Source organism: Pseudidiomarina mangrovi (assembly GCF_003999375.1).
Taxonomy (GTDB): Bacteria; Pseudomonadota; Gammaproteobacteria; order Enterobacterales; family Alteromonadaceae; genus Pseudidiomarina; species Pseudidiomarina mangrovi.
Genome location: NZ_RJLC01000010.1, coordinates 16,411 through 30,636 on the forward strand (window position 1 = coordinate 16,411; position 14,226 = coordinate 30,636).

Below are 14,226 nucleotides of genomic sequence, written 5' to 3' on the forward strand. Positions count from 1 at the left end.
AAAAACTCCAATAAAAACTCTAGGTCGGAGCAATTCCCATGGGTCATCGTGGTCTATCTGTCAACGGCGTTTTGGCTGCAGCTAAAGCGCTCACTTTCGTTGCACTTGGTGCACTTTTCATGCCGGCGCAAGCGCAGCAAGCAGTGGGGCAAGTAGAGCTGCTGAAGGATATTCAGCCGGGGGTATCGTCGGCGTCGAGCTTGAACGTTATTGATATAGCAGCTGGCGGTGACTTGCTCTATCTGTCTACAGTGGGTAATGAGCCGCTTTATGGCTATGAGCTTCATTCCTTTGACCCGCAACAAAACGTCTTGACGCGGTTGAATGACCTTTATGATGGGTCTAACGGCTCGCATCCTCAAGAGCTCACTTGGCTAGACGGCAAGCTGTATTTTCGTGCGCAGGCGCGGGGAACCGGTAGTGAATTATTTAGCTACGATAGTAGCACCGGCGAAACGCAATTAGTCGTTGATATCATGCCTGATGTGAATCAATCATCGAGCCCACAGTCATTAACCATTTTTGACGGTAAATTGTATTTTATTGCAACCACACCAGTTACTTTTCGCCGTGATGTTTATGTGTACGATCCGGCGCAAACGTCGCCCTCGGCTCAGAATCTCACTAATTATGAAACTGATAACGCCAGTAAGTTAGCCAATGCTGGCGATCGCCTATGGGTAGCTGGTAACAGCAATGCCAATGTGATGTTTTTACAGCATCTCTATACCAGCGGTAGCAGCTTTGAAACACTTAGTCTCACGACAGTTCAGCCGGGGCTCAGTTCGATATCATTTGGTGGGGAGATCGTGGCGTCTGGTAGTCGTTTGTTTTTGACAACCAGCACCAACACCTACGGTCATGAGCCGATGGTCGTTGACTTTGACTCGTCATTTTCTGGATATGGCATAGTTCTCGATCAGCGTGGAGGCTCTGGGTCATCTTCACCGAATAACCTGACTATGGTTAACGATGCCGTGTACTGGAACAGCTATAACGGCACGCAGTGGGACCTGCTGAAATTTACCAGCGCCGTTGAAGTCATTACCAGCCACGCTAACTATAGCGCCCAAGGGTTCACCACGATTGGCTCTTCTATATACATGAGTCGCGGCACTAGTGAAACTGGCCAAGAGCCTTGGATTCTTAACACCAGTACCGATGAACTCCTGCCGTTAGCTGACATGGTAGCGGGCGTAAATGGTTCGTTTCCCGAGCATTTTACTGAATTCAATGGCACGGTTTATTTTAACGCTTACACGCCAACTATCGGCCGTGAACTCTATGTTTATGATCCGCAAGTTCCACAACTTGATTTAGTGGCTGACTTAGCTCAGTTTGCGTTGAGTTCCTTTCCTACTATCGCCGCCATTGCCGATGATTATAGCGCCATCAGGGCCAATGTGGCCGGACAATATATCACAGCTGATCCTGAGCAGCCGCAGCTAGAGCAGCTATCAGACACGTCAACAACACAGCAGGCCTATGCGGCGCAGCCGCCAGTTCCGCCTACTCCGGTGTTGAATGAAGTGATTAGCGTTGATGACGCTACCAATGAGGTCATCGAAAATTCTGAACAAGTGATGCTGCTGAACCATAGCAATAATAGTTTGCAGCAAATATCTGCATTTACCGCGATATCACAGCAACAACAAACCAGAACGACTGGGATAGTACGGCGTGATAATCAGATTATTTACAGTAGCATCGTTAACGGCGTGCGCGGTTACAAACTGCATAGTTATGATCTAGGTACTGGTGCAACCACAGAATTGTTTGCCTCGACCGAGGATACGATCGACCAGATGTTCGGTACCGACGGCTTTATCTTCTATAGCGCCTACAATTCTCTTAGTCAGTGGCGCCCTTATGTGATTGATATGCAAGGGCAGGTGGTTGCTCTGAATGACCTTACCAGCGGCCTAGATATTAGCTATACGTGGGAAGTTCATCATTTCAATAATAAGTACTACCTGCAGTCCTATGACATCGCCACGCAGTACTACTGGTGGTATGTTTTTGATCCGCTGACCATGACGATTGAGCGCGCGGTCAGCGCTGAAGACTTTGGTGGTTCCGCTAACGACCTTTATTTGTGGACTGATGTCCTTTTGATGGACAGTAATTATATGCTCGTTCGCGCGCAGACGCAGAGCGGTCAACTAGGTCTGTATCAATTCGACATTAATGGCACGGTGACGGAGTTGCCAGCATTTAGCGGGCAATATATCTCCGCCGCTATCGAATACCAGGGCAAGCTGGTAGTCCACACAAACAATGGTGGTATCGGTGTTTATGACTATACCGAGCAAACCCTGTTAGATGCCGATTCCTCGGCGTTTACTAACTTTTTTCATACCGGCGCCGCTATGTATGAAATTGATGGCCGTTTAGTCTTCGCGGCCGGTAGCGAAGAATCAGGTTATTATGAGTTGTTCACTCTCAACCTTGCGGACATGAGAGTAGAACTGCTGGCTGAGCTAAACCCTGGGGCGCGCAATTCCGAATTGGTCATTATGGGTATATCAGGTAGCAAGCTTATTTTGCGAGGTAATACCGACGCCCACGGTTATGAGTTGTTCAGCTATACCTTCAATAACGCCCCAGTGATCAGCGGTACTCCCGCTACTACCGTGGCGCAAGGCGCTATCTATGAGTTCACGCCAACCGGCAGTGATGCCGATAACGAACCATTTAGCTATGTCATCGAGAACAAGCCGAGCTGGGCATCGTTCAGCGAGAGCTCTGGTGCGCTGACCGGAACACCGGGCAATGGCGATGTTGGCACTCATAGCAACATCATCATCGGCATCACCGATGGTAAAGCGACTACCAAGCTTGACCCATTCACTATCACTGTCACTAACGTCAACGATGCGCCGACTATTAGCGGCGCGCCTACAACTTTAAGCGTGCTGCAAGATCAAGTGTGGAGTTTCACCCCAAGCATTGCCGATATTGATGTGGGCGATCAGCTGACCTTGAGCTTGAATGCTGGCGCGCCGGCATGGTTGAGCATTAATGCTGGCACTATTAGTGGTACACCAGGCAATAGCGATGTGGGTGTGAGCGGTTCTATTGTGGTGACTGTGACGGATACCGCCGGCGCTTCGGCTTCACTACCAGGCTTTACTATTACCGTGGTGAACGTTAATGACGCACCGATTATTGGTCTGGTACCCATCACCACGATCAATCAAGGCGAGCTGTACTTTGTTGAGGTTGGTGCTGACGATCAAGATCTCGGCGACGTGGTGACGTTTAGCAGTATCAATAAACCAGAGTGGCTGGATTTAAATGCACAAACCGGTGTGTTGACAGGTACGCCAAGCAATGATGATGTTGGTGTGTATCGTGATATCACCATTCGCGTGAGTGACCTAGCAGGTGCTACGGCTTCTGCTCCGCCCTTTGATATCACCGTGCTCAACGTCAACGACGCACCCACCATCACTGGCACGCCTGACCTTCGGGTAGACCAAGATCAGCCGTATTACTTCAAGCCGACGGCCAACGATATTGACGTAGGTGCGCAGCTGACCTTTAGTTTGAGCCCCGCAGCGCCAAGCTGGCTGAGTTTTGACACTGGTAGCGGTATTTTATCGGGCACGCCAGGCAATGACGATGTCGGCAGCTATGGTCCGTTTACCTTGAGTGTGAGTGATGGCGAGCTGTCTGCGGCGTTGCCAGCATTTACTATTACTGTGGATAACGTTAACGACGCGCCAGGTATTTTCGGCACGCCAGTAACCAGCGTCAATCAAGACGCCGTATACCTGTTTGAGCCAACCGGTGATGATATGGACGTTGGTGATAAATTAACCGGCTTTATTGAAGGCAAGCCTGAGTGGGCGACGTTCGACCCTACTACCGGCATACTGACGGGTACGCCACGCAATGCCGATGTCGGCGTGTACGAGAATATTGTCATTGGTGTGCGTGATTTAGCCGGTGCAACGGCGTCCTTGCCAGCATTCTCGATTACCGTCGTCAACGTCAACGATGCGCCGATGATTACCAATACGCCGCAGCTGACGTTGCTTGATGGCCAAGCCTACAGCTTCGTGCCGGAAATCGCGGATCCTGACTTAGCGGTGGATCCAGATGAAAGCTTCACCTTCACCGAAGAAAACGTGCCAGCTTGGCTGACTTTCAATCCAGCGGATGGCTCACTGACGGGTACCCCAGCCCGTGATGATGTGGGTGAGTGGGCAGCTATTAGCATCACTGTGACCGACAATGACGGCTTAAGCGATAGCGTGGGGCCATTCACTATTGTGGTTGAGTCTTCTAATACCGCACCAGTTGCGGTGGATGACAGCTTTACCTTTGCCAGCAATCAGTTTGCCGTGAGCCAGCGGTTAGATGTGTTGGCCAACGACGACGATGCGGATGGCGATGTGCTGGATATCGTTTATGCCGATGTAATTAATGGCGGCGGCGGTATTGACGTGCGGGTGGTGAAAGATGCTGCCGGTGTGGGTACCAGCATCGAGACCTTTGCTGGCCAGGGTAACTTTGTTGGTACCATCGTGCTCAGCTACACCATACGGGATGCCGCCGGTGAAGATGATACTGCCCAGGTGTCGCTGGTGTTTAGCGCTCCATCGAACGCTATCACCCTGACGCCGCCGGCTGATGTGACCTTGCTAGCGGAAGGCCCAGCTGTGGCTATTTACCAGTCCGATTTAGGTACTGCCACGGCGACCTTAAGTGATGGCACACCGGTACCGGTGTCCGTATCAGGCTTACAGTCGGGCGCAACCTTCACCTCAGGTGTGCATACCTTTACCTGGAGTGCTGGTAGCGGTAGCAATCAGGTCAGCAAGCCGCAAACGGTGCGGGTGATCCCAACGGTATCGCTACATCGCGGCTTCCGGGTCGATAACGGTGTTGCCGTTGAGGTGCCGGTGAGTTTGAGCGGTCCAGCGCCAAGCTACCCGTATGTGGTGAACATGGTCGTGAACGATGCCCCGACTACAGTGACCTTTACCGATGGTGCTACAGAAGCGACGTTATCGCTGCCAGCGCTAGAGGTTGGCCGAGAGTACTTGGAGATCAGTATTGCGGCCACTGAGAATATCGGAAAGTCTGGCGCGATATTGGTGACGCAAGGTCGCCCAGTGCCGCCGGTTCAGGTGATAGGTAGTCTCGGACGCACCACCGCGCTGGCTGGTGAGCAATTAACCATGACCGTGCCATCGCGCTCCGATCTCCCTGTGGTGACTGCGGATATGACCTTTACCGGGCTGTTTTACTCGCCTGGTCAGAACTTCGCCACCAAGCCGATGGACCTGAGCTTTGTGTCGGCGACTGAGTTTACCGTGGTGATCCCAGCGGATGCGGTACCTGGATTCCATCAGATAGCCGCTATCAACATTGATACCGGCACCGAGATCTACCAGATTACGGCGCTTATCATGGTGCGGGCGGGTCGTTTGCCGGGCTCGGATGACAGCATCATGGCGTTTGAGTACAACCCTGAAGACGAGGACTTGTCGCGCGATTTGGATCAGAACGACAACGGCTTCTCGGATTACCACGATGGTCGTGGTGACTTGAACTCGAACGGTATCCCGGCGTATTTAGACCGTGCGCTCACCGCCAATGATATCTGGGCCGATGGCGTGTATGCACATACCCAGCCAGGGCTGCATATTGGTGCGTACCCTACGCTGAACGATACTGCCAGCATTCGGGTGACGGCAACGCCAGATGCGGTGCAGGGTATCCAGAGCTTTAATGCCTTTACCCAGGCCGGCTTAGATATCAGCAGCTATCGCTTCTATGGCGAGTTCTACCAGTTCTATGTCACCCAGTTCCAAGCTATTGGTGACCAAGTTGAGGTGGTATTACCGCTGGATGAGCCGCTGGCTGCGGGCGCTGAGTTCTTGCTGTGGCAAGATGGCGCGTGGCGTGCCTTCGCTGAAGGTGCGGGTGGTGCGTTGTATAGTGCTGGTTCGGTGTTGGGTGAGTGCCCGACGGTGGGCTCAGCGGCTTGGCAGCCGGGCTTGAACGAAGGCCATTGGTGTGTGCAGTTGCTGGTCACTGACGGTGGCGCGAACGATACCGATGGTGCTGCGGATGGCTTTATTGAGGTGTTCGGTGGTGTGGCCATTGACTCAAGTGGCAACGCAGCGCCGGTTGCGGTGGCTGATACTGCCGTTGCGGTATGGCGTGGCAGCGCGTCGTTGCTGCCGCTGGCCAACGACACCGATGCCGATGGCGATAGCTTGAGCATTGTCAGCGCGTCAGCGGATATTGGTACGGTGACTGTGAACGCTGCGCGTACCGGCATTCAGTTTGTATCGCCGGGTGATTTTGCTGGGGTTGCCACCATCACTTATGTGGTGACTGACAACAATGGTGGTGTGGCAGTGGGTACCGCTACCGTGACGGTGCTTGAGAACCGCATGCCGGTGCTCGGTGCTGATTCTGCGGCGACGGTTTCTGGTCGCCCAGTGAGCGTCAACGTGCTGGCTAACGATGCTGACCCAGATGGTGATGTGCTGAGTTTGACCGGCGCATCGGTGAGCTCTGGTTCTGGTACCGTGTCGTACAGCGGTAGCACGGTGAACTTCACCCCAGCAGTGAGCTTCGTGGGCGTGGCGACGGTGTCGTACAGCGTCAGCGACGGCCGTGGCGGCTCAGCGACGGGCACCTTAACCGTGCAGGTCCGCCAGCCGGTTGAAGTCATCGAAGTGCGGCCAGCCACTGGCTCGTTTTGGTGGTTCATCACCCTCGGCGGCCTGTTACTCGCCTTCCGCCGCCGTTCTCTCCGCTACGGAAACTGCTAAGGGGCAGGCACTTAAGCCGCCCCCAACCCATAACCCCTAAGGGGCAGGCACTTAAGGAAAACTTCTAAGGGGCAGGCACTTAAGCATTAAAAAGCTTAAGTGCCTGCCCCTTTGCCTTAAGTGCCTGCCCCTTAGCATTTCCCCTTAGCATTTTTCTTTACATTGTCTTTGCAAAGTGGGACTTCTCTGCTAAGTTTTTAAGCATCTTTTTATTTCTTTTGCTATAGCAGCTACTCCTATAACAAAAACAATTCAGCAGCACACGGAGCACCCCCATGTCCACTCATGGTTTCTCGCTTAAAGGCATTGTCACTAATGCACTGTTCATCGTTGGCGTAAGTTTATTGGCCGTAACCCCCAGTCGCGCGCAAACGGTGCAACTGACCGCTGACATCAACACCGTGCCTAATTTGAGCACCTCGCCTGATATCGAGTCTTATGTTGCGGTGGGTGATAAGGTTTACCTGGCGATGTACGGCAGCAGTCGTGCCAACGGCTCCGATTTGTATGTGTATGACACCACCACGTCAACGCTGACTTTGCTGAAGGATATCTCGCCCGCCAATGGCAGCCGGCAAGTACGAGAGATGGTGCATGTAGATGGGGTGTTGTACTTTCACGCCTTCGTTGGCCTGACCGGTGGCGAGCTGCATCGTTATAACATCGCTACCGATGAATTCAGCATCGTCCGTGATTTGCGTGAGGGTGATTATAATAGCAGCAGCCCATCGCGCATTCGCGCCGACAATGGCTATGTGTATTTTCAAGCCTATGTGGGTGATGGCTACAAGGTGCATCGCTACGACCCGAGTACCGATACCATGTTGCGCTTGGATGAAGCGGCCAGCTTGCCAATCAGAGATTATGTTCTGGTGGATGGCGTAGTTTACGTGCTCATCGATAGTGCCGTCGGTGGCAGTCGTCTGCATCGTTTTGACGAAACCAGCCTCAGTTTTCAACCCGTGGTGTTAACCGCAGACGGCTTTGACCCGAATCAATTTGCTTGGCCGCAGGGCCTTGCCAGCATTCCTGGCTACTTATTTTTCGTCGCCGAAGGCCCGAATAATATTGGCGAGGAACCCTTTGTTGTTGATTTGACCAACAACACGATTGCCTATGTGGATATTCGCACTGATCGCGGCACCGTGCAGTCACGCGGTAAAGCAGCCGGTTTAGATGGCTTCTTCTATTTCGACGGCTATGCGCCAGATAACAATAATAACTACATGTACAAATTGAACGCTGCCGACCTGAGCTATACCAGCCACGCGGTATCGCCTGATAGCAATGGCTTCGGCGGCGTACAAAACTTTACCCTGGTTGGCGACCAACTGTACGTGAACTCCCTTGATCCACAACTCGGCTATGAACCCTATCGGGTTGATACGCAAACCATGACCTCTACCTTTATTGGTGATGTGCGCAGTAGCGGCAACAGTAACCCCGAGCGCTGGACGGCGGTGGGCAATGAGGTGTGGTTTATTGCCGATTCGGATGTGCACGGCAAGGAGCTGTTTCGGGTTACTGCCGATGGTTACCAATTAGTGGAAGAATTCGCCCAAGAGGCTGGGTTTGGTGACCCGCGCGGCATTGGTGTGGTTGGTAATACCTTCTATTTCAATGGCAACGAGCAGCGTTTTCGGCGCGAAGTGTTTAGCTTAACCTCGCCCGACCATACCCTGACCACCTTGACTGATTTTAGTAGTGAGCTAGTCAGTGGCACGGTGTTGAATACTGTGGTGACCAGCGCCGGGGTGGCCTTCCGTGCCCGTGATGAGCAGTCGGTGTTGCAACTCTATTACTACACCGAAGCCGGCGGCCTCAAGCAGATTGACCGCGGCAGTTTGCCGCAGCCAGACAACCTCTATCAGTTCGGTAACCGCGCCGTGGTGCGCTTCTTTGCCGGCGGTAATACGCCACAATTTTACGAGATCAATGCCGCCGGTGAATTAGTTAGCATCGCCGACACCACCACGGGCGATAACGTCTGGTCTTACTTAGATAACGACGTGTACCCGAACTTTTACTTCCAGGGCGCTAATTACGCCGTGGTTGGTGATGGCGGCTACGACACCAACATGATGCGTTGGGGTGATGATGGCACCGCCACCCGATTCACCGCGGGCAGTTTCGGCTTGAGCTCAGCAAGTGGCGATTTTGCCGCTCCGATCGCGGGCCTCGGCGATTTGTTGTGGGTTGCTATTTACAACGGCGGCTTCAAATTAATTGGTGTAGATAGTAACGGCACCGTGGTGCATCAGTTTGATACCGCTAATTTTGTTTATGATATTGAGCAGATAGGTAACTACCTGGTGTTCCTTGCTGGACAGCAAGCCGGGTATCAGATTATCGACCTCACCGATGGCAGTAGCCGTATGGCGAAGCTGCCGGATACCTATACCAGCCCATCGCACGGTTTTGATTTGGAGGTGCTTGAAGGGCGTTTGCTGGCAACCGCCTCGAGCGTTGAATTTGGCTATAGCGAGTTGGTGGAAATTGACGTCGCCAATGCCACTGTGAGTTTATTGGCCGAATTAGAAGCAGGTTCAAACAGCTCGGCTTTAAGTTTTGTTAGCGTGTTGAATGATCGGCTGTATATGACTGGGCGGTCACTGACTTATGGTGACGAGCTATTTGTGTTCCGCTTCAATAGCGAACCGGTTATTAGCGGCACACCACGCCTGACCGTGCTGCAGGACCAAGCCTATAGCTTCACGCCGACGGTCACTGACCCTGATCCGCAGCCGCAGCTGACCTTTAGCATCACCAACAAGCCGAGCTGGGCCGCGTTTGATACCAGCAACGGCAGCCTAACCGGCACGCCGGGTAACGCGGACGTGGGTGAATACACCGCGATTACCATTAGCGTGTCGGATGGCCAGTACAGTAGCACTTTAGCGGCCTTCAACCTGACCGTGTTGAACGTCAACGATGCGCCAACCATTACCGGCACTCCGGCGACCAGCGTATTGCAAGATGCGTTGTACAGCTTCACGCCACAAGCCACCGATATTGATGTTGGTGCACAATTAAGCTTTAGCATCAGCAACAAGCCGAGCTGGGCCAGCTTTGACTCAACCACCGGTCGTTTGAGTGGCACGCCGCGCAACGCCGATGTGGGTGATTACAGCGCTATTGGCATCAGCGTCAGCGATGGCGAGTTGAGTGCGGCGTTACCGCCGTTTGCTATTCAGGTAGTCAATGTCAACGATGCGCCGGTGATCACTGGTGAGCCGCCAACTATCGCCATGACCCGCGTAGCCTATAGCTATATCGTTCAAGCCAATGATATCGATGCCGATGACCAGTTGACTTTTTATGCTGAGAACTTACCTGAGTGGCTGACCTTAAACAGCTTCTCGGGCTTGTTGCAGGGCACTCCAAGTGATGCCCAAGCGGGCGAGTACATTGGTATTGTGGTGGGTGTTAGCGATGGTGAGTTGAGCGCTGAACTGCCGGCCTTTAGCATTAACGTTGAGGTGTCGAACCGGCCGCCGCTAGCGCTGAATGATAGCTTTGCATTCACGCAAAATGCGCAAGGTAGCTATGTGCTGACAGTGCTTGGCAACGATAGCGATCCAGATGCTAACGATACGCTGGAAATCATTGGCGCGCGGGTGACTTCAGGCCCGGGTTCCGTCAGCAATAATAGCAGTGCGTTAACGCTGACCTTAGCGCCATCTTATGTGGGTACTGTGCAAGTCAGCTATACCATTGCCGACGCCGACGGCGAGCAAGCCCAGGCGGTTGCCAGTGTGACCATTAATGCCGATACCACCATTAACTTGGTGGTTCCGGCTGATTTGACCCTGAATGCCACTGGTGTGAATACCGTGGTGACTTTGGCTGAAACCGCACAAGCCACCAATGGTGCCGGCGTGCCATTGGCGGTGTCGTTGGTGGATTTCCAGAGCAGCTATAAGAGCGGTCGTCATCAGCTGTTGTGGCGCGCCACCAATGGCACGGAAACCCTGACCAAACCGCAGCAGCTGATTATTCGGCCGCAGGTATCGTTGGCCAAGTCGTTGACGGTGACGCCAGGTACGGCTTACAACGTGCCGTTGACGCTCAGTGGGCCAGCACCGGATTACCCGTATCAGGTAACGGTGATGGTGGGCGATCAGCCTGTCAGCGTGAGCTTTGCCAGCGGTAACAGTGCTCTATTGGCGCAGCCGGGGCTGGCGGCCGACGGCGATACCCTGACCTATAGCATTGCTAGCACTAGCAACCCGGGTGATGTGCGGCAGATCACGGTCACGGCAAGATTGACCAATGTGGCGCCGCAAGTGACCAACGTGCGCTTGCCGCTGCCACTGGTGGTGCCGACAGACGGCGATGTGGCGGTACGATATACCGTCACCGATGCTAACGTGGGTGATACCGCGACAATTACCTTTGCGCTCGAGAACGCGGACACTAATAGCCCAATTACTGTGCCGTATCAGCTGTCTAACGGGGTGCTGAGTTTTGACCCAAGCAGTCTGACTAATGGCAGATATCGCGCGGTGGTTACCGCAACCGATAGCGGTGGCCTGAGCGGTCGTGCCGCCACGCCATTCACGGTGCGGGTGTCAGGCTCTGGCCCACGCGGTGACGACGGGCTGTACGCGGTGACGCGTGATGTCACGCTGTCGTGTGAGCTGGACCAAAACAACAACGGCTTTGTCGATTGTATTGATGGCCGCTTCGACAGTAATGGCAACGGTATCGCGGATTACCTCGATACCAGCTTTGTGGCTCATCAGTTGTCGGCGGGCGTGGGTGAAGCGGTGAGTACTAGTGGTACGCAGTTGGTGACATATCCGCAACAGCCAGATGGTCGTTCGATGCGGGTGAGTGAGGTGCCAGAGCAGCCACTGTTCATTAATAGTGCAGTGATTGACGCTGGTTTAGACATTACACCGTATCGGTTTATTGGCGCTTTCTACGATTTCCGTGTGCAGCAGCTCGCCAGTGTTGGCGCGACCGCCGCGGTGGTGTTGCCGCTGGATGAGCCGTTACCGGCTAATGCCCAATGGTTGATTTGGCAAGGCGGCGACTGGCGCGAGTTTGCTCAAGCCGGTGCCGACACGCTATTGAGTGCCAGCGATATTGCTGGCGTTTGCCCAGCGCTTGGCGCCGCTGCATGGCAGCCAGGTATTGTGGCGGGTAGCCGCTGCGTGCAGCTGCAGTTTACCGATGGTGGTGTGAATGACACCGATGGCATTGCTGATGGCGCGGTGGAGATGTTCGGCGGCCTGGCGGTCAATGATGCAGGTAATACGCCGCCGGTGGCGCAAGACGACAGCGCTGGCGTAGTGTGGCAAGGCTCAGCCATTATTGATGTGCTGGCCAATGATAGCGACCCAGATGGTAGTTTGCTGACCATTTTGAGCGCTCGCGCTGATGTCGGTGAGGTGGTGATCTTAAGCGGTGCCACGCGTCTGCAATACAACGCGCTGAATAACTTTGCCGGTAGCGACACGGTGACCTATGTGGTCAGCGATAGCGATGGCGGGTTAGCTGTTGCCACTGTGGCGGTCACGGTATTGGCTAACCGCGCACCGATTGTCGCTGCCGATAACGCGGTCACGGTGTCTGGCCGTGCGGTCAGCGTCAATGTGCTGGCCAACGACGCCGACCCTGATGGCGATACCTTGAGCATCAGCTCGGTCTCGTTGAGTTCAGGTAGCGGCACGCTGTCGTATAGCGGCAGCACGGTGAGCTTCACGCCAGCGTTAGACTTCGTTGGCACCGCTGCTGTGGCGTACACCGTCAGCGATGGGCGTGGCGCTGAAGCGACCGGCGTGTTGACCGTGCAGGTGGCCGCTCCGGTTGAAGTGATCGAAGTACGCCCAGCCACCGGCACCTTCTGGTGGTTCCTGACTCTCGGCGGCCTGCTGCTCGCCTTCCGCCGCCGCACCCACTGCTAAGGGAACTGCTAAGGGGCAGGCACTTAAGGAAAACTTCTAAGGGGCAGGCACTTAAGCATTAAAAAGCTTAAGTGCCTGCCCCTTAGCCTTAAGTGCCTGCCCCTTAATTTTTTTGCGCAATTGCAAAATGCCTACTATGCTCATAATTGATTGTATTTTTTACGTATAACTAGGAGTGTTCCATGGCTATAACAATGTATAAGAAAGTAGCTGTAGTGGTGTTTTGTTCGTTGGCTGTTAGTGGCTGCCAACTCATGGGTATGGGCACCGGCGTGGGCAGTGCGCCCGCTAAAGTGCCGCCGCAAATCGTCAGTAATGTCGATAACCCCAGCGAGCGGGTGTGGAATAGTATGAGTGCGTTTGGCCCGGTACCAGCGGAGCTGCGTGAGGCTGGTGCTCGCGTGTGTGGGCAAATTAGCGCCAATCATTATGCCGCCGGCTATCACCCAGGGGCGCTAGACTATGAGGGCAAGCCGTTCGATGGTGGTGGTTATCTGTGCCTAGAGCGCGGTAAGTAAGCAGGTTGAGTCGCGCTGCACCAGCTTTGGTTCAAACACCGCTTGCAGCGCGGCTACATTCGTATGCTGGTAAACATTGCGTAGCACCCAACGCGCCGCCATCTGGGCGATATCGCCTATCGGGTAATCGATGGTGGTGAGCTTAGGGTGGGTGTAATGGGCAAAGTTGACGTTATCGAAGCCAACAATCGACAATTGTTGCGGTACCTGTACGCCTAAATCATGTGCTGCGGTCATAGCGCCTGAGGCCATTTCATCGTTGGCACAAACTAACGCAGTAAACGTCGCAGCCCCCGCGCGCAGGGCGGTTAAACCCTCAACCCCTGAGGTTTCATGAAAGTCGCCTTCAAAAAACAGCGCCGGGTTCTCACTCACACCAAACTGCGCTAGCGCCTGCTGGTGGCCTTTGTAGCGTTCGCGCGCGTCGTGCTTCCACATCGGGCCAGAGATATAAGCAATGGCGCGATGGCCCTGCTCGAGCATGTGGCGGGTGGCTAAGTAGCCGCCGTGGTGATTGTTTAAGGTGATACAGCGGTCGGCCAACTGCGGCACCATGCGGTTAATCAGCACAAATGCGCAACCGTCGGCGGCTAACTCAATAAGATACTCATCACTGACGGCTTCAACGTGCAAAATCAGCGCATCGCAGTTACGGCTACGCAAAAACTCGATACTTTCTCGTTCTAACGCTTCATCACTGTGGCCCGCCGCAATAATCACGTGCTTGCCCGCGCGGCGGAATTCATCCTCAATACGGCTCAATAACACGCCATAAAACGGACCGTGCAACTCGGATACTAAGATGCCGATACTATTCGCGCGCTGGCTGGCGAGCGATTGTGCGGCTGAGTTGGGGCGATAGCCCAATTCGCGCATGGCGGCTTCTACTTTATCGCGGGTAGCCTGACGCACCGGCGCGTTGTTATTGATGACACGGGACACCGTGGCAAGGGACACGCCGGCAAGTTTCGATACTTCATAGATAGTTGCCATGCTGTA

General features: G+C 54.1%; 4 protein-coding genes. 3 read left to right on the forward strand and 1 reads right to left on the reverse strand.

Going from position 1 to position 14,226, the window contains the following annotated elements:
• Positions 1-38 precede the first annotated feature (38 nt).
• The 3 genes from EFO84_RS03335 (at position 39) to EFO84_RS03345 (ending at position 13,227) form a co-directional block, all read left to right on the forward strand.
• On the forward strand, positions 39-6,797 hold the full coding sequence (locus EFO84_RS03335; protein WP_127346660.1) for an Ig-like domain-containing protein: 6,759 nt from the start codon (positions 39-41) through the stop codon (positions 6,795-6,797).
• 275 nt (positions 6,798-7,072) lie between these two features.
• The gene (locus EFO84_RS03340; RefSeq protein ID WP_127346661.1) at positions 7,073-12,709 is read left to right on the forward strand and encodes an Ig-like domain-containing protein; all 5,637 of its coding nucleotides are present in this window, start codon (positions 7,073-7,075) and stop codon (positions 12,707-12,709) included.
• A 182-nt stretch (positions 12,710-12,891) separates the two neighbouring features.
• The gene (locus EFO84_RS03345; protein ID WP_127346662.1) at positions 12,892-13,227 is read left to right on the forward strand and encodes a hypothetical protein; all 336 of its coding nucleotides are present in this window, start codon (positions 12,892-12,894) and stop codon (positions 13,225-13,227) included.
• Here the strand turns inward: EFO84_RS03345 and EFO84_RS03350 are convergent.
• Complete coding sequence (locus tag EFO84_RS03350; protein WP_127346663.1) at positions 13,210-14,220, reverse strand: LacI family DNA-binding transcriptional regulator; 1,011 nt, start codon at positions 14,218-14,220, stop codon at positions 13,210-13,212. The genes EFO84_RS03345 and EFO84_RS03350 overlap by 18 nt on opposite strands.
• Positions 14,221-14,226: the final 6 nt, after the last annotated feature.

What these genes read in the sequence shown, in the direction of transcription:
- EFO84_RS03340 (WP_127346661.1), top strand. Translation starts at nt 7,073, where the DNA reads ATGTCCACTCATGGTTTCTCGCTTAAAGGCATTGTCACTAATGCACTG.
- EFO84_RS03350 (WP_127346663.1), bottom strand. Translation starts at nt 14,220, where the DNA reads ATGGCAACTATCTATGAAGTATCGAAACTTGCCGGCGTGTCCCTTGCC.
- EFO84_RS03335 (WP_127346660.1), top strand. Translation starts at nt 39, where the DNA reads ATGGGTCATCGTGGTCTATCTGTCAACGGCGTTTTGGCTGCAGCTAAA.
- EFO84_RS03345 (WP_127346662.1), top strand. Translation starts at nt 12,892, where the DNA reads ATGGCTATAACAATGTATAAGAAAGTAGCTGTAGTGGTGTTTTGTTCG.